Source organism: Pandoraea iniqua (genome assembly GCF_902459685.1).
Classification (GTDB): Bacteria; Pseudomonadota; Gammaproteobacteria; order Burkholderiales; family Burkholderiaceae; genus Pandoraea; species Pandoraea iniqua.
In genome coordinates this window covers 74,642-98,959 of record NZ_CABPSF010000006.1, presented here as the reverse complement: position 1 = coordinate 98,959, position 24,318 = coordinate 74,642, and the positions used below count along the sequence as shown (strand labels likewise).

14 protein-coding genes are annotated in these 24,318 nt (G+C 65.4%); 10 read left to right on the top strand and 4 right to left on the bottom strand.

All coding sequences use genetic code 11. From position 1 onward, the window contains the following. Nucleotides 1-60: 60 nt before the first annotated feature. Nucleotides 61-2,586, bottom strand: coding sequence for a DUF6600 domain-containing protein (locus PIN31009_RS19840; RefSeq protein WP_150791372.1), 2,526 nt, complete (start codon nt 2,584-2,586; stop codon nt 61-63). Between the two features lie 263 nt (nt 2,587-2,849). Then, nucleotides 2,850-3,881, bottom strand: a complete 1,032-nt coding sequence (gene hrcA, locus PIN31009_RS19835; RefSeq protein ID WP_058375870.1) for a heat-inducible transcriptional repressor HrcA — start codon at nt 3,879-3,881, stop codon at nt 2,850-2,852. A 93-nt stretch (nt 3,882-3,974) separates the two neighbouring features. On the opposite strand from hrcA, the gene PIN31009_RS19830 reads away from it, so the two are divergent. Together PIN31009_RS19830 and recN are read left to right on the top strand one after the other, a co-directional pair. Then, the gene (locus tag PIN31009_RS19830; RefSeq protein WP_058375871.1) at nt 3,975-4,919 is read left to right on the top strand and encodes an NAD kinase; all 945 of its coding nucleotides are present in this window, start codon (nt 3,975-3,977) and stop codon (nt 4,917-4,919) included. A gap of 163 nt (nt 4,920-5,082) precedes the next feature. Continuing rightward, entirely contained in the window at nt 5,083-6,747 is a 1,665-nt protein-coding gene (recN, locus tag PIN31009_RS19825; RefSeq protein ID WP_150791371.1) for a DNA repair protein RecN, read from the top strand. 155 nt (nt 6,748-6,902) lie between these two features. On the opposite strand, the gene glnE is transcribed toward recN, so the two are convergent. After that, complete coding sequence (gene glnE / locus PIN31009_RS19820; RefSeq protein WP_150791370.1) at nt 6,903-9,758, bottom strand: bifunctional [glutamate--ammonia ligase]-adenylyl-L-tyrosine phosphorylase/[glutamate--ammonia-ligase] adenylyltransferase; 2,856 nt, start codon at nt 9,756-9,758, stop codon at nt 6,903-6,905. Nucleotides 9,759-10,104: 346 nt separating this feature from the next. Here glnE and PIN31009_RS19815 point away from each other — a divergent pair, with 346 nt between their 5' ends. The 4 genes from PIN31009_RS19815 to aroG all read left to right on the top strand — a co-directional run bounded on the left by PIN31009_RS19815 (nt 10,105) and on the right by aroG (nt 18,445). Next, nucleotides 10,105-14,436: a YhdP family phospholipid transporter gene (locus tag PIN31009_RS19815; protein ID WP_150791369.1), complete on the top strand. Its 4,332-nt coding sequence runs from the start codon at nt 10,105-10,107 to the stop codon at nt 14,434-14,436. A 32-nt stretch (nt 14,437-14,468) separates the two neighbouring features. Next, entirely contained in the window at nt 14,469-15,383 is a 915-nt protein-coding gene (locus PIN31009_RS19810; RefSeq protein WP_150791368.1) for a carbon-nitrogen hydrolase family protein, read from the top strand. A 53-nt stretch (nt 15,384-15,436) separates the two neighbouring features. After that, a complete protein-coding gene (gene tldD / locus PIN31009_RS19805; RefSeq protein ID WP_150685812.1) occupies nt 15,437-16,897 on the top strand; it encodes a metalloprotease TldD in 1,461 nt (486 codons plus the stop codon). A 474-nt stretch (nt 16,898-17,371) separates the two neighbouring features. Further along, on the top strand, nt 17,372-18,445 hold the full coding sequence (gene aroG / locus PIN31009_RS19800; protein ID WP_150685811.1) for a 3-deoxy-7-phosphoheptulonate synthase AroG: 1,074 nt from the start codon (nt 17,372-17,374) through the stop codon (nt 18,443-18,445). Between the two features lie 81 nt (nt 18,446-18,526). Here the strand turns inward: aroG and PIN31009_RS19795 are convergent, their stop codons facing one another. Beyond that, nucleotides 18,527-19,090: a cob(I)yrinic acid a,c-diamide adenosyltransferase gene (locus tag PIN31009_RS19795; RefSeq protein WP_150791367.1), complete on the bottom strand. Its 564-nt coding sequence runs from the start codon at nt 19,088-19,090 to the stop codon at nt 18,527-18,529. Nucleotides 19,091-19,411: 321 nt separating this feature from the next. Here PIN31009_RS19795 and PIN31009_RS19790 point away from each other — a divergent pair, with 321 nt between their 5' ends. From PIN31009_RS19790 to glcE, 4 genes are read left to right on the top strand one after another with little or no spacing between them, the layout of a single operon-like run. After that, nucleotides 19,412-20,833 (top strand): FAD-binding oxidoreductase, encoded by a 1,422-nt coding sequence (locus PIN31009_RS19790; RefSeq protein WP_150685810.1) that lies wholly within the window; start codon nt 19,412-19,414, stop codon nt 20,831-20,833. A 7-nt stretch (nt 20,834-20,840) separates the two neighbouring features. Continuing rightward, nucleotides 20,841-22,364: an FAD-linked oxidase C-terminal domain-containing protein gene (locus tag PIN31009_RS19785; protein ID WP_087691326.1), complete on the top strand. Its 1,524-nt coding sequence runs from the start codon at nt 20,841-20,843 to the stop codon at nt 22,362-22,364. Between the two features lies 1 nt (nt 22,365). Beyond that, nucleotides 22,366-23,235, top strand: a complete 870-nt coding sequence (locus PIN31009_RS19780) for an ion transporter (protein ID WP_150685809.1) — start codon at nt 22,366-22,368, stop codon at nt 23,233-23,235. Then, the gene (glcE, locus tag PIN31009_RS19775) at nt 23,235-24,317 is read left to right on the top strand and encodes a glycolate oxidase subunit GlcE (protein WP_058375880.1); all 1,083 of its coding nucleotides are present in this window, start codon (nt 23,235-23,237) and stop codon (nt 24,315-24,317) included. Before PIN31009_RS19780 ends, glcE begins: the two co-directional genes overlap by 1 nt. Nucleotide 24,318 lies beyond the last annotated feature (1 nt).

Below are 24,318 nucleotides of genomic sequence, written 5' to 3'. Positions count from 1 at the left end.
CCACCCCGGTTACCCCGGTTGCCCCAGTTCATGCGGGGCGGCGGCTGGGTGTGCGTCCGATCAGCCGTGCTGATGGTCGTCTTCGTGGACCGGACGATGTTCGGCCGACGGGTGCTGGCCTTCATGCGCCGGCGCGTGCGCCTCGGGTTTGTTTTCCTTCGGGGCCGGTCGCGGCTGCGAGTGTTCCTGCGGCTGCGGACGCGGTGCCGGTTGCGGACGTTCCTGAGGTTGCGGGCGCTCTTGCGGTTGCGGACGTTCCTGAGGCTGCGGACGCGGGGCGGCCTGCGGGTGCTCCTGCGGCTGCGACTGCGGTTGCGGACGCGGTTGCGGCTGCACGTGCTCCTGCGGTGCTTGCGGCGCCTGCGGCTGCACGCGAGGCTGCGGCTGCGCCGGTTGCTGGAACGGCTGCGGTTCCGGACGCTGGGCCTGCGGACGCGACTGATACTGCTGCGGGCGTCGCGCCGCCTCGGCGTCGTTGGGTTCCGGACGCTGCGGCTGGGCTGCCGGTGCTGTCGGCGCGGTCGGTGAGGCCGGATTCTGGCGGTGCATCTGCATGTCGCGCTGCGCCGCGTCATGTCCCGGCTGGCCCGGCTGCCCCGATTGAACCGGCTGCCCCGGCTGGCCCAGTTGGCCCGGTACGGCCTGCTGTCCGCGCTGCCCCGGCTGACCCGGTTGACCATTCACTTCGCCGCGAACCGTCGGCTGTTCCAGACGGCCCGGCTGCCCCATCTGACCCGGCACGCCGGGCGGATGCGGCACCCCCGGTTCACCTGCCCGGTTCGGCACGCCCGGCTGACCGGGGACACCCGGTACGCCCGGTACACCCGGTACACCCGGTACCCCGGGCTGCCCCGGCACACCCGGTGCGCCATGCATCGCTGGCACGGCGCCAGTGGCAGGCAGCGCACCGATATGGTTCAGCGCGGGTTGCGCACCGTTCGGACCATTCGGGCCATTCGAACCATTCGGCCCGTTCTGCCCGATCGGAGCGCCCACTGGCCCACGCGTCCCGACCACGGTCACGCGCGGCTGAACATGCGCTTGCGGTGCGGCAGCGCCCGGACGGTTGTTCGGTGTGAACGCCAGCGGCGTGCCGCCGGCATTCGGCACGGCATGCAGGTTGCTCGTCAGCTCACGCGACGCCACCGGACGCACCACAGGCGCACGTGTCGCCAGCACCGGGCGGTTGAACGCGGCCATCGGCGGCACCCCTGCGGCCGGACGGCTGTTGCCCACCAGACTCTGCTGCACCGGCGCCACACCCGGCGTGTTGCCCACGCGCCAGTTCTGACCGGCACGCGGCGCGGCCAGTGCCGTCGGCGCGCCGACCGGGCGGCCCTGTACGAAGGCTTGCGCGGGCATGGTCGACACGGCACCGCGCACGTTGCGGTTCACGTAGATGTTGTTGATGTTCGTAACGTTGTGGACGTTATTGATGTTGTTGATGTTGGTCGTGCTGATCACCGTCGAACGATTGATGTTGGTGACGTACGACGAACTGGCGTGATACGCCGGGCGATACGGGTCGTGCGGTCCAAGTGCGAACCATGCCAGCCCGACGCCGCCTGCGGCAAACGCCACGCCCCATTGATTGCCGCCGCTGCTGCCGCCGACCCAGCCGACGAGTGCCGGCGCGTACACCGGACGCACCGCCACCGGCCCCGGCACCCAGCACCAGCGCGTATCGACGTACGCCCAGCGGCCATAGTGATAAGGCGCGAAGCCCCACGGCGCTTCGTCCACCCACGTCCAGCCCCACGGATCGACCCAGACCCAGTGCCCCGTGCGATACGGCGCCCAGCCGGACGGCACGCTCGACGGCACCCACACGGCGCCGTAGGTCGGCGTGCCTTGCCACGAGCCGTAATCGTCGAGGCTTTCGAACCCGGTCATGTCGCGCGGCACATAGCGGGCGGACACCGAGGCGTCTTCGCGGGCATCGCGCTCACGCACCCATTGATCGAACGTGTCGGCGGCCAGCGGCCCGGTCGGTTGCTGCACAAGGTTCTGGCCGGTGAAGGCGACACGCTGCCCCTGACGCAGCGGCACCGAGGCGCCCTGTCCGTACACGGTGCCCGCGCCTTGCCACACGCTGACCGTCGTCACGCCATTCGGATCGACGTCGATGCGGTACTCGCCGGCCTGCTGCGGCACGAAGGCGAGATTGGGCGTATCGATTTCGTAAGGTTGGTTGGGATCGTAGCTGCGCAGACGCAAGCCGACAGTGCCTTGCGTTACGTTCAGTTGCACATTCTGGTCCGTCACGGCCGACAGCGTGACACTGGTGGAGGCGCCGATGCGCACTGCCGTGCCGCCCACATGCATCTCGGCGCGGCTGTTGCGGTCGACCCAGACGGCGTCACCGGTGGTGAGCGGGCGATTGCGGTCGGCATAACGCCAGTCGGTGGTACCGGCGGGCGCGTAGGTCACGGTGCCGTCGAACTCGCCGAGCCGCGCCACGCGTCCGGGCGGGTCGGCGCTCTGGGCTTGTGCCAGCGCGGGCGCCACCAGCGCACCGATGGCGCCGAACATCAGCCCGGCGCCAACTAAGCGAACCACGGTCCGCCATGAATTCAGGGGTTTCATACCGACTCCCGGCCCTTCCGGCGGACCCGCATGCGTCGCGTGTGCTGCGTGCCGCCTTGTTGTTCTGTCCGAATCCTTCGGCGAGTCAACCAGCCCTTTCACCCCGCCGTAAGTGACACCTTGAGCGTAAGCCTGCCGCTTGTGACAGCGTGTAAATGAATGCTACGGGTTTGTAACGCGAAGGCGGCGGGGAGGCACGGAAATGCGGGCAAATCCGGTGAATCCGGTGAATCTGGCGGATCTCGCGTGCGCCCGCACCCAGCTCAATGCTGGCTGAGCGCGTTGGAAAGCAGCTTGGCCGTGATATCGACGATCGGAATCACGCGCTCGTAGGCCATGCGCGTCGGGCCGATCACGCCCAGCGTACCGACCACCTCGCCGTCCACTTCGTACGGCGCGGTGACGACGGTCATCTCTTCGATGGGCACCAGACTCGACTCGCCGCCGATGAAGATCTGCACGCCCTGCGCCCGGCTCGACACGTCGAGCAGTTGCAGCAGGCCAGTCTTCGACTCGAACACGTCGAACAGCTTGCGCAACCGTTCCATGCTGGACGACAGGTCTTCGACACCGAGCAGGTTGCGCTCGCCGGAGATCAGCACGCTCTCTTCGCGCGTGGTGTCGGCCATGGCATCGCTGCCGGCATCGACCGCCGCCTGCATCAGCGCGCTCATGTCGGATCGCAGTGCATCGAGCTCGCCACGCAAGTAAGCGCGCACATCGTCGAAGCTGTGACCGCCGAAATGGGCGTTCAGATAGTTGCCGGCTTCGACCAGTTGGGCGGGCGAGTAGTCTTTTTCAGTGAGGATGATGCGGTTTTGCACGTCGCCGTCGGGGGTGACGATGATGAGCAGCACGCGTTTTTCGGACAAGCGCAGGAATTCGATCTGGCGGAAAACCTGACTGCGCCGCGGGGTCAGCACCACGCCGGCGAATTGCGACAGGTTGGACAGCACCTGCGCGGCAGACGCCACCAGTTGCTGCGGTCCGGCCGGTTGCAGGCGATTTTGCACCTGCGACGCAAGGCGATGCACGGCGTCTTCGAGCGGGCTCACGGAGAGCATGGTGTCGACGAAGAGGCGATAGGCGCGCGGCGTGGGGATTCGACCGGCAGACGTATGGGGGCTGGCCACAAAGCCCAGCGCCTCAAGGTCGGCCATCACGTTGCGGATGGTCGCCGGAGAGAGATCGAGGCCTGAATAACGGGAAAGCGTGCGCGAACCGACCGGTTGGCCATCGGCGATGTACCGTTCGATCAGGGTTTTGAGGAGAGTCTGCGCACGTTGATCTAGCATGGCAAAAATTGTAACGCGAAACGTACGCACGCGGCGTTTGGCGCGCGGGCGTGTCGGCACAATGGCACAGCCTGACTTTGCGCGGCATACGCGATGGTTGCTGTCATCGACTTATGGTGTAATGGCGGCATGAAAACAGGGAGCCCTTTCAAGACCGTAGCGCTCGTCGGGAAGTACCATGCCGACGGCGTTGCCGAACCATTGCTCACGCTCGCGGCATGCATTGCCCAGCGCGGGCATCACGTCGTCTTCGAGCGCGATACGGCGCATAACATCGGCGCCGGCGCCGACCCGTACGGCACGCTCGATATTCAGGAGATCGGCACGCAGACCGATGTCGCCGTCGTCGTGGGTGGCGACGGGACGATGCTCGGCGTCGGCCGCCAACTGGCCGCGTCGGGGGTGCCGCTGATCGGCGTGAACCACGGGCGCGTGGGTTTCATCACGGATATTCCGCTCGACGACATGCGTCAGGTGGTGCCGGCGATGCTCGAAGGTCATTTCGAAGCGGAGCAGCGCACACTGCTGGCCGCACGCATCGACCGCGACGGGCAGACGCTTTTCGAGACGCTCGCGTTCAACGACGTGGTGGTGAACCGCTCGGGCATCTCGGGCATGGTGGAACTGCGCGTGGATGTGGACGGGCGCTTCATGTACAAGCAGCGCTCGGACGGCCTGATCGTCGCCACGCCGACCGGTTCGACGGCTTACGCGTTGTCGGCGTCCGGCCCGATCCTTCACCCGCGTCTCGGCGGGGTGGTGCTGGTGCCGATTGCCCCGCACGCGTTGTCGAACCGTCCGATCGTGCTGCCCGACTCCAGCGACATCGTGATCACGATCACGGGCGGCCGCGAAGTCGGCGCGAACTTCGACATGCAGTCGTTTGCGGAACTCCGTCAGGGCGACAAGATTCTGGTGAGCCGCTCGGAGCATCAGGTGACGTTCCTGCATCCGGTGGGCTACAACTACTACGCCACGCTGCGCCGCAAGCTGCACTGGAACGAACATATCTCGGACGAAGACGCGCCGCAAAACTGATTCTGCCCACACGCCACCTCACCCGGTGGCGTGTGTTTTTGCGCACGGGGAGCGCACGCCCTTGCCAACACTGGCCCTCCCGTTCGTCGCAAAGTCCCCTTATCATTGACGCTTCCCGCTGGCCCGCCGGGCCGGTGTCCGAACGTCAGGCACCCGATACCCCATGCTACGCAGTCTCTCGATTCGCGATTTTGTGATCGTCGATCGTCTCGATCTGGAATTCTCCGCCGGTTTTACGGTGTTCTCCGGCGAGACCGGTGCAGGCAAGTCGATTCTGATCGATGCGCTCGCACTGGCCATGGGCGAACGAGGCGACGCCAGCATGGTGCGCACGGGTCAGACGCGTGCGGACATCACGGCAGAATTTGCAGCGGATGCCGAGGCGCGCCCCGATCTGGAAGACTGGCTGCAAGCACAGGCACTCACGCTGGAAGAACACGGCGGCGTGCTGTTGCGCCGCGTGCTGGATACGACCGGGCGTTCGCGCGCGTTCATCAACGGCACGCCCGCGACGCTCACGCAATTGCGCGAACTCGGCGAGATGCTGGTGGATATTCACGGCCAGCACGCACACCAGCAGTTGCTCCGCCCCGACGCGCAGCGCCGCCTGCTGGATTCGCACGCCGGCGCTACGGGGCTCGCGGCGGAGACAGCAGCGGCACACAAGGAATGGCGGCGTCTGGTCAAGCGCTGTGAAGAAGCGCAGGGCCGCGACCGCGAACTGCAACTGGAGCGCGAACGTCTGGAATGGCAGACGGCAGAACTGGACAAGCTTGGCCCGCAGGAAGGGGAATGGGATGAGGTGAACGCGGAGCATCGCCGCCTCTCTCACGCCGCCAGTCTGATCAACGGCGTGCAGAGCGCGCTCGATGTGCTGGCCGAAGCTGACGGGGCGATCGTGCCGTCGCTCGGGCATGTGGTGCATCAGATTCGCGAACTGGCAGAAATCGACACGGGGCTCGCCGACGCGCTCGCCGCACTGGAACCCGCCGAGATTCAACTGCGCGAAGCGGTGCATTCGCTTTCTCATTACGCGCAACGCATCGATCTCGATCCGGAACGACTGGCTGTCGTGGAGCAACGTCTCGACGCGCTGCATTCGGCCGCGCGCAAGTTCCGCGTGGCGCCTGAAAATTTGCCCGCCGAACATGCAGAGCGACGGGCGCAACTGGAAGAACTGACGGCGTCGCAAGACACGGCGGCGATGCAGGCCGCGACCGACGCGGCGCACGCGGCTTATCTGGAACTCGCCAAAGCGCTGTCGAAAGCGCGCGCGAAAGCGGCCGCCTCGCTGTCGCGCGAAGTCACCCGCGCGATGCAGGACCTGTCGATGCCCGGTGGACGCTTTGAAGTGGCCATCACCCCGGCCGCCGAACCGCAATCGTTCGGGCTGGAGACGGTGGAGTTTCTCGTGGCCGGTCACCCCGGTGTGCCGACGCGCCCACTCGCGAAAGTTGCTTCAGGCGGTGAACTCGCGCGTATCAGCCTCGCGCTGCAAGTCATCGCCAGCAGCGCAAGCCTCACGCCGACACTGATCTTCGATGAAGTGGATTCGGGCATCGGCGGCGCGGTCGCTGAAGTGGTCGGGCGCCTCCTGCGCGAACTCGGTCAAGGCCGCCAAGTGCTCTGCGTCACCCACCTGCCCCAAGTCGCCGCGCTCGGCCATCAACACCTGCGCGTGAAGAAACGCAGCGACGGCGATACCACCATGAGCGAAATCGAACCGCTCAATCGCACGGAACGCGTCGAGGAAATCGCTCGCATGCTCGGTGGCGTTGAAATCACTGCGACGACTCGCAAGCACGCCCGGGAAATGTTGGCGCTTTAGTTTTCGCTTTAGTTCTCGCTTTAATCCTAACGCGCCCTTCGCATCCCAAACACCTCCCCCCAAGAACGGACCGGGGCCCCTTCCCGCTGCTCAGACAAGTTCAACTCGCCTCGGGAAGGGGCCCCGATCCGTCCCCGCATCCGCCCCACTACATCTCAAACCGGCCCGGCATCGGCGAACACGGAATCCCACAACGCCATCACCGCACCACGCTCAGTCTCAATGTCGGCCGCCGGGACTCTCGCCGCCTCCACCCCGTCCAGCCGCAGTTTGTGCTGGCGCTTTCGGTACGTCCGGTAAGCCGCCGCGGCATCATCCGCCAACTTGGCATCGATCAACCCCAACTGGGCCGCCTCTCGCAACAACGCAATGTTGCCCGCGTTACGCAACAACGCGGGATGGGCGCCGGAGTGCAACAAGACTAAGTACTGCACAGTGAACTCGATGTCCACCATGCCGCCACGGTCGTGCTTCAAATCGAATAACTGCGTCGGGTTCGGATGCCCCTCCAACACCTTGCGACGCATCGCCACAATCTCTTGCGCCAACGGCAACGCCTCGCGCGGTGTCGCCAATACCTGCTTGCGAATATCCTCGAACGTCGCGCCAATCGCGTCGTCGCCCGCACAGAACCTCGCCCGCGTCAGCGCCTGATGCTCCCAAACCCACGCAGTATTCGCATTCCCCTCTCTGAACTGATACTGGCGGAAACTCTCGATGTTGGTCACCAATAACCCCGACAACCCATTGGGTCGCAGCCGCAAATCCACGTCGAACAACATGCCCGCGCCAGTGTGCGTGGTCAGCCACGTCACGAAGCGACGCGCCAATGCCGCATACGCATCGGGTGCGCGATCGTCGTCATCGTCATATAAGAAGATCAGGTCGAGATCGGACGCGTAGCCCAATTCCTTGCCGCCCAACTTGCCGTACGCAATCACGGAGAAGCGTGGTACCTCGCGGTGACGCGTCGCCACGTGCGGCCAAACAGTCGCAATCGTCACGTCGACAATCACATCGGCCAACTCGGACAACCGGTCGCCAATCGCCTCCACCGACAAAGTGCCCTGCAAGTCGAGCAACAGAATGCGGAACACTTCGGCATGATGCGCACGCCGCAAAATATCCATCTGCACTTCGACGTTGCCCACGGCGCCCGACGCATTCAGGCTCAGCAACAACTGCGTCTTGAATGACGGCCAGTCGAACGGTGCCGCGAGTGCCTCGTCATCGAGCAATTCGTCCAGCAACTGCGGATGGCTGATGAGATAACCCGCCGCCCACCGCGACCCCGCCAACACCTTGACCACCCGCTCAAGCGCCCGCGGATACTCGGTCAGCAACGCCAGATAGGAACTGCGGCGGCTGATGGTCGAGAGCAGGTCCAGCATCCGCCCCAACACGGCATCGGCCTCTTTCGTGCCCGAGGCGCCCTCGACGGCACGCTGCACCAGTTGATCGAAGCGCCGCCGGCTGGTCTCGTTCAGCGCCTTATATCGCGACGATGTCCACACGGCGCGCAAGCGATCCAGCGCGCCCTCGGCATCGCTAAAGCCCAGCTTTGTCAGTTGGTTGCCCAAGTCGCCGGTCTGCGCTTCATCGGCCAGACACTCGCTCCACAACTCGGGCGGACACTCACAATCACCCTCACCCGACGAACCGCCCTTCTGGCCATTCGCGCCGGCCTTGTCGGCAAAAATCTCGTCGAACTGTGCCGCGACAAACTCGCGATGCTCGTCAAGCACGGTCATGAAGGCCGTTTCGTCAGGAAACCCCATCGCCCTCGCCACCGCGAGACGGTCGTCTCCGGACGTGGGCAGAATGTGGGTCTGCGCGTCGTCGAGATATTGAATACGGTGCTCGAGCTTTCTCAGGAACAGATACGCGTTCGCCAGCGCATCGGCCACACTCTGCGCCAGCCAGCCACGCCGGGCGGCAACGCCCAGCACCGCCAGCGTCGGGCGCACCCGCAACTCCGGCTCCTGCCCGCCGCGAATCAACTGGAAGACCTGCGCCGAGAACTCGACTTCGCGAATGCCGCCGCGCCCCAGCTTGATGTCGTTGATACGCGCCGGCTTGGCGCGCGCGCGGCGCTCGGCTTCGTGGCGAATCTGTTCGTGCAACGCACGAATGGCACCGATCACGCCGTAATCGAGATAGCGACGGAATACGAAGGGCTGCACCAACGCCGACAGCAGCCGCTCGATTCGCTTGCCCGGCTCACTCGCCACCTCGGACACGAGACGGCCCTTGATCCACGCATAGCGCTCCCACTCGCGGCCCTGCACGTAGAAATACTCTTCGAGCATCGGCAGACTGCACACGAGCGGGCCCGAATCGCCGTTCGGACGCAACCGCATATCTACCCGGAACACGTAGCCGTCCGGCGTCAGTTCCGAAATCAGCCCGATCAGCTTGCGGCCGAGCTTGGTGAAGAACTCATGATTGGACAGCAGCCGCAACCCGGTGGTGGTGCCACCATCGGGCGCCGTGGTGTCGCCGTCGTCCTCATAAAGGAAGATCAGGTCGATGTCGGACGACACGTTCAACTCGCGCCCGCCCAGCTTGCCCATGCCGACGACGCCCAGCGTCTGGCGCTCGCCCTCGGTATTGCGTGGCACGCCGTGGATGGCCTCCAACTCGCGCGACAACACAGCAATGCCCGCCTGCACGGCAAATTCGGCCAGCGCGGTCATGGCGCCGGTCACTTCGGCCAACTCGGCACGCCCGTCGAGATCGCGCTGCATCACGGCGCACAAGGCCTCGACGCGCAACACGCGCAGCGCCCGCGTCAACCCGGCTTCGTCGATGCCGCTCACGCCCGACGGCTGGTCGGGCGGCGTGAGCGTCACGCCCGCAATGGCTTCGAAACGCCGCGCCAGCCAGCGCGCGTCGACGGGATGCTCACTCAGCGCAGGCAACGCTTCGGCCAGCGCGGGGCGGCTCGCCAGCATGCGTGCGGCATAGCGGGAGTAAGTCTGGATGTCAGTCTGAATTTCGGGTGAACTCACTGGCGGGGTTCCGGTCAGCAATGAGAATGGAGACACACGATGTCTGTCGGCAAGACAGAAACACACCCCCAGCCGGACGGCGAGCCTTGCACTGCAAGGCTTCGCAGGCAGGTGAGCACGTATCGGAACGCGCGCGACGCGGGGCGTCCGACACGCTTGGCAGCACCTTGTGGATACCGCGCGGTGAACTTTCACGCACTTACGCGAGCTTTCGCCGGCTTACCCGCGTGAAATTAAACGGCGGAATACCTGTCTCTTTGTGCGACGGTCCGCCCGTCGAACGGCCATGGGCTTGTGTTACAGTCTTTGCCACAGAAACTACCACATTCCCTCGTAGACGAGCAGCATGACCGACCGTAAGCCGCCTGCCTCGCCCACTGCGACCCGGTCCTGGTTCTCGTCACTGCCGCGTGGCATGCGCCTGGGCCTGGAATGGCTGCTGGCGCTCATCGTGGTCGTGTATTTCGGACTCGGTGCCGTCGTGCTGGCGACCCGGTACGTGATCCTCCCCCGTGTGTCGGATTACCGCCCTCAAATCGAGGCGGCCGCGTCGCGCGCGCTCGGTTTACCCGTCTCGATCGGCCGTATCGACGCCGTCTGGCGCGGTTGGCACCCCTATCTGACGCTCGAAGACGTGCGCATCCTGCATGCGCGCGCGCCCGCAGTCACCCCCGGCAAGCCCCGCAACGGTGCAAAAGCCACCGCGCAAACCTACGCACCACCCGGCGCGCCGCCGCCCGTGGAACCCGGTCTCACGCTCCATCGCCTCGACGCAGTGCTGTCGTGGACGAGCCTGATCCACCTCGACCTGCGCCTCTCGAGCCTGACGCTCTACCAGCCGGATCTCAGCGTCGAGCGCCTCGCCGATGGCTCGATCCTCGTCGCCGGCATGCCGGTGTCCGGCAACGGCAGCAGTTCGGACACGCAGGCGACAGACTGGCTCATGCGCCAAGCGCGCGTGATCATTCGCGGCGGCACGGTGCGCTGGCGCGACGCCACCCGCGACGTACCCGAAACCGTCATCACGAACGTGAACGCGATGCTGCGCAATCGCGGCCTCGAACACCGCTTCGGCATGCAAGCCACGCCGCCCGCCGGCATGGTGGCACCGCTCGACGTTCGCGCACGCTTCACGACCCCGCTCTTCGCCCGTCCCGGCGAACTCAAGCGCTGGCGCGGTGAGATCTACGCCGACGTCGGCACCATCGATCTCGCTGCCCTCGCCCAACACGTCGACCTGCCCGGCGAACACGACGCCCGCGACACACGCGGCCGGCTCGCCGCGCGCGCTTGGGTGAACTTCGATAACGGCGCGATCACGGGCGCAACGCTGCGCGCCGCCGGAGAAAACACCTCGGCCCAACTCGCCGACGACCTGCCGCCGCTGTCGTTCGATGCGACGCAAGGCCGGATCGACGTCACCCGCATCGGCCCGCAGGCGGACAGCGGCTGGAACTGGCGGGTGCGCGATCTCACGTTGCAGGCGGCCGGCCGCCCGACGCTCGACGTTCCCGACATGCGCGGCAGCTACGCCCCGACCACGGCCGACCACGGGCTGCATGTCACGCTGGCCGGACAACGCTTCGATATCGGTGCCGCCATGGCACTGGTGCCCGCGCTCCCGATCGACAAGCCCACCCGCGACCAGTTCACGAGCTTCCAGCCGCGCGGCCGCCTGGCGAACTTCGATCTGAGCTATCAGGCGCCCAAGCCCCACGGCAGCACGAACTGGCGCGATCTGCCCGGTATCCGGCAACTGCCGCCGGAGCGCGATCGCTACCGGGTGGTCGCCGACTTCGAAGACGCGGGCATCGATAGCCTGCCCAATCCGAACCCGCCGGCCCGCGCCGGTGGCCCGAATGCCGGACGCCCCGGTTTCTCGCACTTGAGCGGCCACATCGACGCCGATCAGTCGCGCGGCAGCCTCATGCTGAATTCGAAGGGCTCGGTGCTCGATTTCCCGGGCCGTTTCGATCAGCCCCGTATCGCCCTCGACACGCTCACGGCGCGCACCAGCTGGCGCGTCTCGCATCCGGTCACGAAGCGCGATGCCCCGGCCGAGATTCACGTACGCGTGGACGCGCTGCATCTGCAAAACGCGGAACTCGCGGGCGACGTGAGCGGCACGTGGCAGAACGGTGGCCGGGACAACGGCATCGTCGATCTGAAGGGCACGATCACGCGCGCGAATGCCAACGCGGTGCCGCGCTACCTGCCCACCGATATCGGCGCCGCCGTGCGCGACTACCTGCAACGCGCACTCATTGCGGGCACGGTGCAAAACGCGCCGTTCGCCGTGCAGGGCGATCTGGAATTCTTCCCGTTCGATAAGGGGCACGGCAAGTTCCGCATCGACATTCCGCTGGTGGACGTGACGTTCAATCCGTCGCCGCTGCGCCCGGGGCATACGGAAGTCTGGCCCGCGTTCGAGAAGGTGCGCGGCAATTTGCGTTTCGACGCCGACAAGCTGCATATCGCCATCGACACCGGCTCGATCTACGGCGTCACGCTCACGCAGGTGATCGGCGACATCGACAAGATCGGCCAAGAAGATTCGACGCTCGTCCTCAAGGGCGATGCGCGCGGCCCGGCAGCGGATTTCGTGAAATACATCAATTCAAGCCCGGTCGGACACTGGATCGGCGATTTCACCGACGAAACACGCGCGAACGGTACGACACAGCTCGCCCTGCAACTCTCGATGCCGCTCGAACACACGGACCGCTCGAAGGTGACCGGGCGCGCGCGCTTCCTGCGCAACGACATCGCGTTGCTGAACGGACTGCCGACGTTCGGCGCCGTGGATGGCGAACTGGCCTTCACGGAACGCGGCATTTCGCTGGACAACCTGCGCGGCACGTTCCTCGGGGGCGATGTGCGCGCGTCGGGCGGCAGCCGCGACGACGGCACCATCGCGCTGAATGTCGCCGGCACGATGAGCGCGCAAGGCCTGCGCGAGAACCGCGAAAACGCTTCGCTCGCCCAGTTGGCAAAGCGCATGACCGGTGCCACGCCCTACACGGCGGTGGTCACCGTGCGGCAGGGCATGACGGATGTCGCCGTGCAATCCTCGCTCGCCGGCCTCGCGGTGAATCTGCCCGCGCCGCTGGGCAAGAGCGCCGAAACATCACTGCCCGCACGCTTCTCGTTGCGTCCGCAGCCGAACGCGGGCGGACGCCGCATCGATACGCTCGACTTCGCCATCGGCAGCGTGCAAGGCAATTACGTGCAGCAACGCAACGGCAATCGCGTGGAGGTGCTGCGCGGCGGTATCGGCATCAATCAGCCGGTGCCCGCACCACGTGAAGGCGTGCAGGCCACGGCGCAGTTCGACACGCTCGACGTGGACGCGTGGCGCAGCGTGATCGCGTCGCTCTCCACCGATGCGGCCACGCCCGGCACGCAAGGCACACCGCCCTCGCCCGCCGAGACGGCCGCCGCCGCCCGCGAGGAATTCGGTGCACTCACGCCCTACCTGCCGACGCGACTGGCATTGCACGCCAAGCAGGTGCGGCTGATGTCGCGTCTGTGGCCGGAACTGGTGCTGGGCGCGCAACGCAATGACCGCGACTGGCAGGTAAGTCTGGCCTCCGATCTGGTCTCGGGCTTTGCCGAATGGCGTGCGCCGGACGCCAAGAACCCGTCGGGCGCGATCCGCGCGCGGCTCGCCAAACTGGTAATTCCCAAGGAAGAACACGGCGACGACGTGCTCACGCAAGTGCTCGACGAGCCCAGCGACGAATTCCCTGCGATCGACGTGGTGGCCAACGATTTCGTGCTGCGCGATAAGCCGCTGGGCCGCTTGCAACTCAACGCGCACAACGATCTGGAAGACGGCGTGCCGGTCTGGCAACTCACCAAGCTGGAGTTGAGCAACAGCGCCGCCACGCTCGACGTGACGGGCAACTGGCGCACGTCGCGCCGGCGCGCCGCCGCCGCGATCGCGGCCGGCTCGGACGACGACATCCCGCGCCGCACGGTGCTCGACTTCAATCTCGAGGTCAAGAATGCCGGCGCGCTGCTCGACCGGCTGGGCCTGCCCAAGACGCTCAAGGATGGCTCGGGCACGGTGTCGGGCCGTTTCGGCTGGCGCGGCGGCCCCGATGCCATCGACTACCCGACGCTCGGCGGAAAGGTGAAGGTCGAACTCAAGCGCGGACAGATTCTGAAGGCAGACCCGGGTCTCGCGAAGTTGCTCGGGATTCTCTCGGTGCAGACACTCGCCAAGATCCTCACGTTCGACTTCAACAGCGTGGTGGGCAGCGGCCTGCCGTTCGACAACATCGACGGCAACGCGACGATGCAAGGCGGCGTGGCGAGTACCGACGATCTGACGATTCACGCGAACGCGGCCACGATTCGCATTGACGGCCACACGGATCTGGCGCGCGAGACGCAGGACCTGAACGTGCTGGTGCTGCCGAAGATCAATGCGGCGTCGGCCTCGCTGGCTTGGGCGATCATCAACCCGGCACTGGGTATCGGCTCCTTCTTCGCGCAGTTGGCGCTCGGCGAGCAGCTCTCGCGTACGCTCTCGACGACGTATCACGTGACGGGCTCGTGGGACAACCCCGTCATCGGACAGGCGAGCGGCAATCAGAGTAAGATCGATCCATCCCCGGAATCCCGGCCCGAAGCCCAGAACACCGCCACGCCCAATGGGCTGCGCGGCAACTGAGCCGGCTTTGAGAGCGTCTTTTCAGCGACTTCATGACGAGCCCCGATAGTTCAGCCACCCGCGCCACGCCGCCCAACGCGCCGGCACGCGTGGCCGCAGTACAGATGGTCAGCGCCCCCGACGTTGCGCGCAATCTCGCGGACGCCGGACGGTGGGTCGCCGAGGCGGCCGACGCCGGCGCGCAACTGGTGCTGCTGCCCGAGTACTTTTGCTACATGGGCCAGCGCGACACCGACAAACTCTCCCTGCGCGAACAACCCGGTCACGGTCCGATTCAGGACTTTCTGGCGGAAACGGCACGTCGCAACGGCGTCTGGCTGATCGGCGGCACGATGCCGCTGGCCGCCCCGGAAGCCGACCGCGTGCTCAACACGACGCTCGTCTACGGCCCGGATGGCGCGCCCGCCGCCCGCTACGACAAGATCCACCTGTTCAATTTCGTCAAAGGCGAAGAAGCCTATGACGAAGCGCGTACCATTCGCCCCGGCGAAACCGTACGCACGTTTGAAGCGCCGTTTGGCCGCGTCGGCCTGTCGGTCTGCTACGACCTGCGTTTTCCCGAGTTGTACCGGGCCATGGGCGACTGTACGCTCATGGTCGTACCCGCCGCTTTCACCTACACCACGGGGCGCGCGCACTGGGAATTGCTGCTCCGCGCGCGCGCCATCGAAAACCAATGCTACGTGCTGGCGTCCGCGCAGGGCGGCGTCCACGAGAACGGGCGGCGCACCTGGGGGCATTCGATGCTGATCGATCCGTGGGGCGATATCGTCGCCCAGCGTGAAGACGACGGCGCCGGCGTAGTGGTCGGCGACATCGATCCGGCGCGACTCGCGGCCGTGCGTCAGAGCCTGCCGGCCTTGCGACACCGTGTGCTGGGCGCCGCCGACGACGTCCACGCCGCCGCGCCTGCCACACCTGCCACACCTGCCCGTGCGCAAGGTTGACATAGCGTCTTCCGTCCCCATATTCCGAACATATTTCCTTGGCCTGACACCGCATGAAAATCATCGAACCCGGCATTCAGAATCTGGCCACCGCCCGTGAGCTGCTGCTCACCCCGTACGGCCTCGACGAAACCCACCTGCAACGCGCGCTCGGCGACATCTTCACGCACCGTGTGGACTACGCCGACCTGTATTTCCAGTACACGCGCAGCGAGGCATGGAGCCTCGAGGAAGGCATCGTCAAATCCGGCTCGTTCTCGATCGATCAGGGCGTCGGTGTGCGCGCCATCGTGGGCGACCGCACGGCATTCGCCTACTCGGACGACATCTCCGAGATCGCGCTGAAGGAAGCCGCCGCCGCCACGCGCAGCATCGCCACCGCAGGCCGTGGCCGCGTGAAGGTGGGCAGCAAGCTCTCGAACGTCACGGGCCGCGCGCTGTATCTGCCGTCCGACCCGCTCGCATCGCTCGACGCGAACGGCAAGATCGCCCTGCTTGAGCGCATCGAAAAGCTCGCCCGCGCCAAGGACCCGCGCGTCTCGCAGGTCATGGCCGGTCTGGCCGGTGAATACGATGTGGTGCTGGTGGCCCGCAGCGACGGCGTGATCGCCGCCGACGTGCGCCCGCTGGTGCGCGTGTCGGTGACGGTGATCGTCGAATCGAACGGCAAACGTGAAATCGGCAACAGCGGTGGCGGTGCCCGTCTCGACTACGGCTACTTCACCGACGATCTGCTCGAAAAGTACGTCAAGGAAGCGGTCGACGGCGCCATCGTCAAGCTCGACGCCCGTCCGGCCCCGGCCGGTGCGATGACCGTGGTGCTTGGACCGGGCTGGCCCGGCGTGCTGCTGCACGAAGCCATCGGCCACGGGCTGGAAGGCGACTTCAACCGCAAGGGCTCGTCGGCCTTCTCGGGACGCCTCGGCGAGCGCGTTGCGGCCAAGGGCGTGACGGTGGTGGACGACGGCACGCTGTCGAACCGCCGCGGCTCGCTCAACATCGACGACGAAGGCAACCCCACGCAGTGCACGACGCTCATCGAAGACGGCATTCTCAAGGGCTATATGCAAGACAGCCTGAACGCCCGTCTGATGAAGATGCCGGTGACCGGTAACGGCCGCCGCGAATCGTACGCCGCCCTGCCGATGCCGCGCATGACGAACACGTACATGCTCGGCGGCGACAAAGACCCGGCGGAAATCATCGCCTCGGTCAAGCATGGTCTGTACGCGGTGAACTTCGGCGGCGGTCAGGTCGACATCACCAACGGCAAGTTCGTGTTCTCGATGTCCGAGGCGTACATGATCGAAGACGGCAAGATCACGTATCCGGTCAAGGGCGCCACGCTGATCGGCAACGGTCCGGAATCGCTCAAGGACGTGACCATGATCGGCAACGACATGGCGCTGGATTCGGGCGTGGGCGTGTGCGGCAAGGAAGGCCAGAGCGTGCCGGTCGGTGTCGGCCAGCCGACGCTGCGCATGGAAAACATGACGGTCGGCGGCACGGCGTAATACCAGCACCACAGCGCGTCATCGCTTCGGTTGGCTCGATGTCACGGAAAAGATGGCGCACTGCAAAAAATGCGTGAAGCTTAGCAAAGCGCCCGGGTCAAACCGGGCGTTTTTGCGAATATTCGAAATATCGCGCTTTCACGACGCATTTCGACAATGAAAAATGCAATATTTCCGCGCGTTTTGCAGACGTTTAGCGCAGAGTCACGGTTGCAGCGTCATCCGATTCGGCGTATAAAGTTGATTCTGTGCACGGCAAACGCCTGCGATGCAACGTCAGATATCCCTCATGACCGCCAATAAGTTTTACTTTTACTTTTTTGCGTATCTCACACCGCTGGCGGATGGAGAGGGACAGTTGCAGCAGTAAGCACCGAAACGAATCCTGAAAAACCGCCAGCGAGTCTGGCGGTTTTTTTTTGACCCGAATTCCCGAGAACCGAACCGCAGTCCGAACTGCCCAGGAGAAAAACCATGCCTCCCCACAACACCGATGACGTCCGTATTCGTGAGCTCAAGGAACTGACGCCCCCGGCGCACCTGATTCGCGAATCCCCCTGCTCGGAAAAGAGCGCGGACCTCATCCATCGCTCGCGCGGCGCCATCCACCGCGTGTTGCACGGCATGGAAGACCGTCTCGTCGTGATCATCGGCCCGTGCTCGATCCACGACCCGAAAGCCGCGCTGGAATACGCCGCGCGTCTGGTCGAACAGCGCGAGCGCCTGAAGGGCGAGCTCGAAATCGTGATGCGCGTGTACTTCGAAAAGCCGCGCACGACGGTGGGCTGGAAGGGTCTGATCAACGACCCGCACATGGACAACAGCTTCAAGATCAACGACGGCCTGCGCCTCGCCCGCGAACTGCTCGCCGAGATCAACGAAATGGGTCTGCCGGCCGGCACGGAATACCTCGACATGATCAGCCCGCAGTACATCGCGGATCTGGTGTCGTGGGGTGCCATCGGCGCGCGCACGACCGAGTCGCAGGTGCACCGCGAACTGGCCTCGGGCCTGTCGTGCCCGGTTGGCTTCAAGAACGGCACCGACGGCAACGTGAAGATCGCCGTCGACGCGATCAAGGCCGCCTCGCAGCCGCACCATTTCCTGTCGGTGACGAAGGGCGGCCACTCGGCCATCGTGTCGACCGCGGGCAACGAGGACTGCCACCTGATCCTGCGCGGCGGTAAGGCCCCGAACTATGACGCTGCCAGCGTGCAAGCCGCTTGCGACGACATCGCCAAGTCGGGTCTGGCCGCGCGCGTGATGATCGACGCCTCGCACGCCAACAGCCAGAAGAAGCACGAGAACCAGATCCCGGTGTGCGAAGACATCGCCCGCCAGATCGCCGGTGGCGACGACCGCATCATCGGTGTGATGGTCGAATCGCACCTCGTGGCTGGCCGTCAGGACCACGTGCCGGGTAAGCCGCTGACCTACGGCCAGAGCATTACCGACGCCTGCATCAACTGGGAAGACAGTCTGGGCGTGCTCGACACGCTGGCCGAAGCCGTGCGTGCCCGCCGTCTGGCGCGCGGTTCAGGTAACTGATCCGGCAGGAAAACGCGCATTCACCGTACCCGACGCCCGTCGGGTGTCCGGTGATGCGCTGATGCTGACGCTGATGCTGATTCAGGCAGCGTTGCCGGTGTCCCGTTCGCGCTGCCACAGCACATCGTCACCACCGCCAGCGCGGTTGAGCACACGGGCCAGCACGAACATCAGGTCCGACAGACGGTTGATGTACTGACGCGGCGCCGGACCCACGGTCTCTTCGGCACCCAGCGCAACCATCGCGCGCTCGGCACGGCGAGCCACCGTACGCACCACATGCGCGAGCGCCGCCGCGCGCGTGCCGCCGGGCAGGATGAATTCCTTCAACGATGGCAGTGCCGAGTTGTAATGCGCCAGCCAGCCGTCGAGCCTGACGACGTGCGGGGCACCCAGCAACGTATGACGCGGCGTGCTCAGTTCGCCGCCGAGATCGAACAGGTCATGCTGGATCGCGACCAGCACGTCGCGCACGTCCGCCGGCAGGTCTTCACACAGCAACACACCGATATGCGAATTGGTTTCGTCGACTTCGCCGATGGCGACAATGCGCAGGCTGTGTTTGTCGACGTGGGCGCCGTCGCCCAGACCGGTTCTGCCGCCATCGCCCGCGCGCGTGACGATCTTGCTCAAACGATTCCCCATCTTGCGAACCCTGCTCCTTGCGGCTTGCCATGCCCGCCGGTTGTCATGCCCCGGTGGCGGTACGACTTACCTTCTTGTGATAGAAAAACGTCATCTGCCATGCGCTGCCCGTTTTTCAGGCAGTCGTGACGACGCATGCCGACGACAAGTTCGTATGATATGACGCAAAGGGTGGGGAAAAACGCCGTCCCGGCGTAAAATCCACGCTCATGAGGTGTCAGGGCACGCGCGGTCTCCGACCAGCGCCCCCGAGACCCCGCCTAATAGGGGCACGCCAGCGCCATCCTGCGCTGGCCGCCCGGAGACCCGAAGGAGAAAGCCGTGAATCACCCCCACCTGCCGTTTGCCGCCAAGCGTGCGTTCCCCGACGCCTTGCTCACCGAGTTGCAAGCCCTGCTGGGCGAGCGCGTGAGCACCAAGGAGGCGCTGCGCGAGCACCACGGCCGTGACGAGTCTCCCTTCGACCCGATGCTGCCCGACGCCGTCGCGTTCGCGCACAGCACCGACGAGGTCTCGCAGATCGTCAAGCTCTGCGCCAAGCACAACGTCCCCCTGATTCCCTACGGCGCCGGTTCATCGCTCGAAGGCCACCTGCTGGCCGTCGAAGGCGGCCTGTCGCTCGATCTCTCCGAGATGAACAAAGTCGTCTCGATCAATGCCGAAGACCTGACGGTCACGGTCGAGCCGGGCATCTCGCGTAAAGCGCTGAATGAAGCGCTGCGCGATACGGGTCTGTTCTTCCCGATCGATCCGGGTGCCGACGCCAGCATTGGCGGCATGTGTGCAACCCGCGCCTCGGGCACCAACGCCGTGCGCTACGGCACGATGCGCGAGAACGTGCTCGCCCTCACCGTGGTGCTGGCCGACGGCCGTGTGATCCACACCGGCACGCGCGCCCGCAAGTCCTCGGCTGGCTACGACCTCACGCGCCTGTTCGTCGGCAGCGAAGGCACGCTGGGCATCATTACCGAAGCCACCGTCCGCCTGTATCCGCAACCCGAAGCCGTGTCGGCCGCGATCTGCTCGTTCCCGAGCATGACGGACGCCGTCAACTGCACGATCCAGACGATTCAGTTGGGCGTGCCGGTGGCGCGCGTCGAGTTCGTCGACGCCCTCGCCGTGCGCGCGATCAACAAGCACTCGAAGATGGAACTGCCCGAAACGCAGACCCTCTTCTTTGAATTCCACGGCAGCGAAGCCGGCGTGAAAGAGCAGGCCGAGACGGTGCAGGCACTGGCCGACGAGAATGGCGGCACGGGCTTCGAGTGGGCCACCCGCACGGAAGACCGCAACCGCCTGTGGGGCGCACGTCACAGCGCGTACTTCGCGATGCTGCAACTCAAGCCGGGCTGCCGCGCCGTGACGACCGACGTGTGCGTGCCGATCTCGCGTCTGGCCGAATGCGTGGGCGAGACGGAAGTCGATCTGCGCGCGTCGAGCCTGCCCTGCCCGATCGTGGGCCACGTCGGCGACGGCAACTTCCACGTGGCGATTCTGATCGACCCGGACAAGCCCGAAGAGATCGAAGAAGCCGAGCACCTGAACCAGCGTATCGTCGAGCGCGCCATCCGCATGGGCGGCACGTGCACGGGCGAACACGGGGTAGGCCTGCACAAGATGGGTTTTCTCGTGACCGAACACGGCGAAGACGCCATCGACGTGATGCGCGGCATCAAGCTGTCGCTCGATCCGCAGAACCTGCTCAATCCGGGCAAGATTTTCCGGTTGCGCTCGGCGGGCTGAGCACCGCATGAACGCTCCCGCGATTTCGCAAAGCCCACGCGACGCCGACGTGCCCGATCGGCAGACGCCGCTTGAAGAGCGCCAGCGCCAGTTGCTCGATGCGCTGACGCAGATTCTGCCGGCGCACTGCATCCTGCATCGCCGCGAGGACACCACACCGTACGAGTGCGATGGCCTCGCCGCCTATCGGCGCGTGCCGCTGGCCGTCGCGTTGCCCGAATCCGAATCGCAGGTGCAGCGCATCTTGCAGGCCTGCCATCAACTCGGCATCCCCGTGGTGCCGCGCGGTGCAGGCACCAGCCTGTCCGGCGGCGCGATGCCCATTTCCGATGGGCTCGTGCTGTCGCTGGCCAAGTTCAAGAAGATCGTCGAGATCGACCCGTACGCGCGCACGGCCACCGTGCAGCCGGGTGTGCGCAACCTCGCCATCTCGGACGCGGCCGCTACCTACGGCCTCTACTACGCGCCCGATCCGTCGTCGCAAATCGCCTGCACCATCGGCGGCAACGTGGCGGAAAATTCCGGTGGCGTGCATTGCCTGAAATACGGTCTGACGGTGCACAACGTGCTGCGCGTGCGCGCCATCACAATGTCGGGCGAAGCCATCGAATTCGGCTCGCTCGGCCCCGACGCGCCGGGCCTCGATCTGCTCTCGGTGTTTATCGGCAGCGAAGGCATGTTCGGCGTGGTGACCGAAATCACGGTCAAGCTCATCCCGAAAGCGCAAACGGCGCAAGTCATCATGGCGAGCTTCGACGACGTGGAAACCGGCGGCAACGCCGTGGCCGCGATCATCGCCGCCGGCATCATCCCGGCGGGGCTTGAGATGATGGACAAGGCCGCCACGCAGGCGGTCGAAGAGTTCGTGCACGCGGGCTACGATCTCGACGCCGCCGCCATTCTGCTGTGTGAGTCGGACGGCACGCCGGAAGAAGTGGCCGAAGAGATCATGCGCATCTCGCATGTGCTGCGCACATCCGGCGCCACCCGGCTTCAGATTTCGCGCAGTGAAGAGGAGCGCCTGCGGTTCTGGTCGGGCCGCAAGAACGCGTTCCCCGCCGCCGGGCGCATCTCGCCCGACTATTACTGCATGGACGGGACCATCCCTCGCCGCACGATTGGGACTTTGCTCAAACGCATCGAGCGGATGGAACAACAATACGGATTGCGCTGTATTAACGTCTTTCACGCGGGAGACGGCAATATGCATCCGCTCATTCTTTTCAACGGCAACGACCTCGACGAATGGCATCGCGCCGAAGCGTTCGGCAGCGACATTCTCGAAGCGTGCGTCGAACTTGGCGGCACGATCACGGGCGAGCACGGCGTGGGCATCGAGAAAATCAACTCGATGTGCGTGCAGTTCTCGGCCGAGGAGCGCGACGCTTTCTTCGGTGTGAAGCGCGCCTTCGATCCGGTCGGCCTGCTCAACCCGGACAAGGGCATTCCCACCCGCGCGCGCTGTGCCGAATACGGCAAGCTGCACGTGCGCGGCGGCCTGCTGCCTCACCCCGACCTGCCGAGGTTCTGACGTGCGAGCACTGTCGGAATGGCTGCCGCACGATTGGCGGCAGCGGCTTTACATCATCATCTTCGAGGCCGACACCCGCGAAGGGCGTCTGTTCGACATCGCGTTGCTCATCGCGATCGTCATGTCGGTGTTCGTGGTCGTCATCTCCAGCGTGCCGATGGTGCAGAACACGCTGCCGCTGCCGATGGCCATTCTCGAATGGTTCTTCACGCTGCTGTTCACGGCCGAGTACATCGCACGCCTGTTGTGCGCGCACCGGCCGTTGCGCTATGCGCTGTCGTTCTACGGCATCATCGATCTGCTCTCGATCCTGCCGACGTATCTCGCCATTCTCGTGCCCGAGTTGCACGGCCTGATCGACGTGCGGCTGCTGCGCCTGATGCGCGCGTTCCGAATTCTGAAGCTCACGGCGTATGTGAACGAAGCCGGCGTGCTGAGCCTCGCGCTGTATAACGCGCGCCGCAAAATCTTCGTATTTCTCGGTTTCGTGTCGATCATCGTGGTGATCTTCGGCACGCTGATGCACATCATCGAGGGGCCGGAGCATGGCTTCACGAGCATTCCCGTCGGCATCTACTGGGCCATCGTCACGCTCACGACGACCGGTTACGGCGACGTGGTGCCCGTGACCGGGCTGGGCAAGGCGATCACGGGTTTCGTGATGCTGCTCGGCTACAGCGTGATTGCGATTCCGACCGGGATCATGGGTGCCGAAATTCATTTGGCGATGCGCAAGCAGCCGATCACGACGCGCACCTGTCAGGACTGCCTCACCGAAGGGCACGACGCCGACGCCCGCTTCTGCAAGCATTGCGGCAGCGAGCTTGGCCCCTACCAAACCGACACACCGCCACCGGCCGAACCGAGCTGATGACCGACACGAACGACACTCTCGATCACTTCCGCGCCGTCATCGAACACGCCACCGCCCGGCGTCAGCCCCTGCAATTGCGCGGCGGCGGAACGAAGGCGTGGTACGGCCAGCAACGCGTGGGCGAAGTGCTGGATACGCGCACGTATAGCGGCATCGTGGCCTACGACCCGGCCGAACTGGTGATCGTGGCGCGCTGCGGCACGCCATTGGCCGATATCGAAGCGGCGCTCGCCGAACGCAATCAATTGCTGCCGTTCGAGCCGCCCTACTTTGGGCCCGGTGCGACGATCGGCGGCGCGGTGGCTGCCGGGTTGTCGGGGCCACGCCGGGCTGCCGTGGGCGCGGTGCGCGACTTCGTTCTGGGTGCGAAGCTGATGGACGGCCGGGGTCATGTGCTGAACTTCGGCGGACAGGTCATGAAGAACGTGGCCGGGTTCGACGTCTCGCGCATGTTGGCGGGCTCGCTCGGTACGCTCGGGCTGATTCTCGAAGTCTCGATCAAGGTGTTGCCGCAGCCGTTTGCCGAGCTGACGCTGCAATTCGAAATGAACGCGGTGGACGCGGTGCGCAAACTCAATGAATGGGGCGGGCAACCGCTGCCGATCACCGGCAGTGCGTGGCGCAACGATTTGCTGGTGATTCGATTGGCCGGCGCTTCGGCGGCGATCAAGGCCGCGCGCGTGAAAATGGGCGGTGAGTTGGTCGATGCGATCCATGCGGCCAAGTTCTGGCACGCGATTCGCGAGCAGACGGATAACTTCTTTGCCGATGCCGGACCGGGTCAGGCACTGTGGCGTCTGGCGGTACCGTCCACGGCAGAACCGCATCGTCTGCCGGGCAAGCAGTTGATCGAATGGGGAGGCGCGCAGCGCTGGTGGATTACGGACGCGGACGCGCAGATCGTGCGCTCGGCGGCCCGGCAGGATGGCGGACACGCGACGCTGTTCCGCTATGGCGAACCCGGCGTCAGTGTCTTCACGCCGCTGCCCGCGCCGGTCATGCGCATTCACCGCAACTTGAAATCGGTATTCGACCCGGCGGGCATTTTCAACCCGGGGCGGATGTATCCCGAGTTCTGAT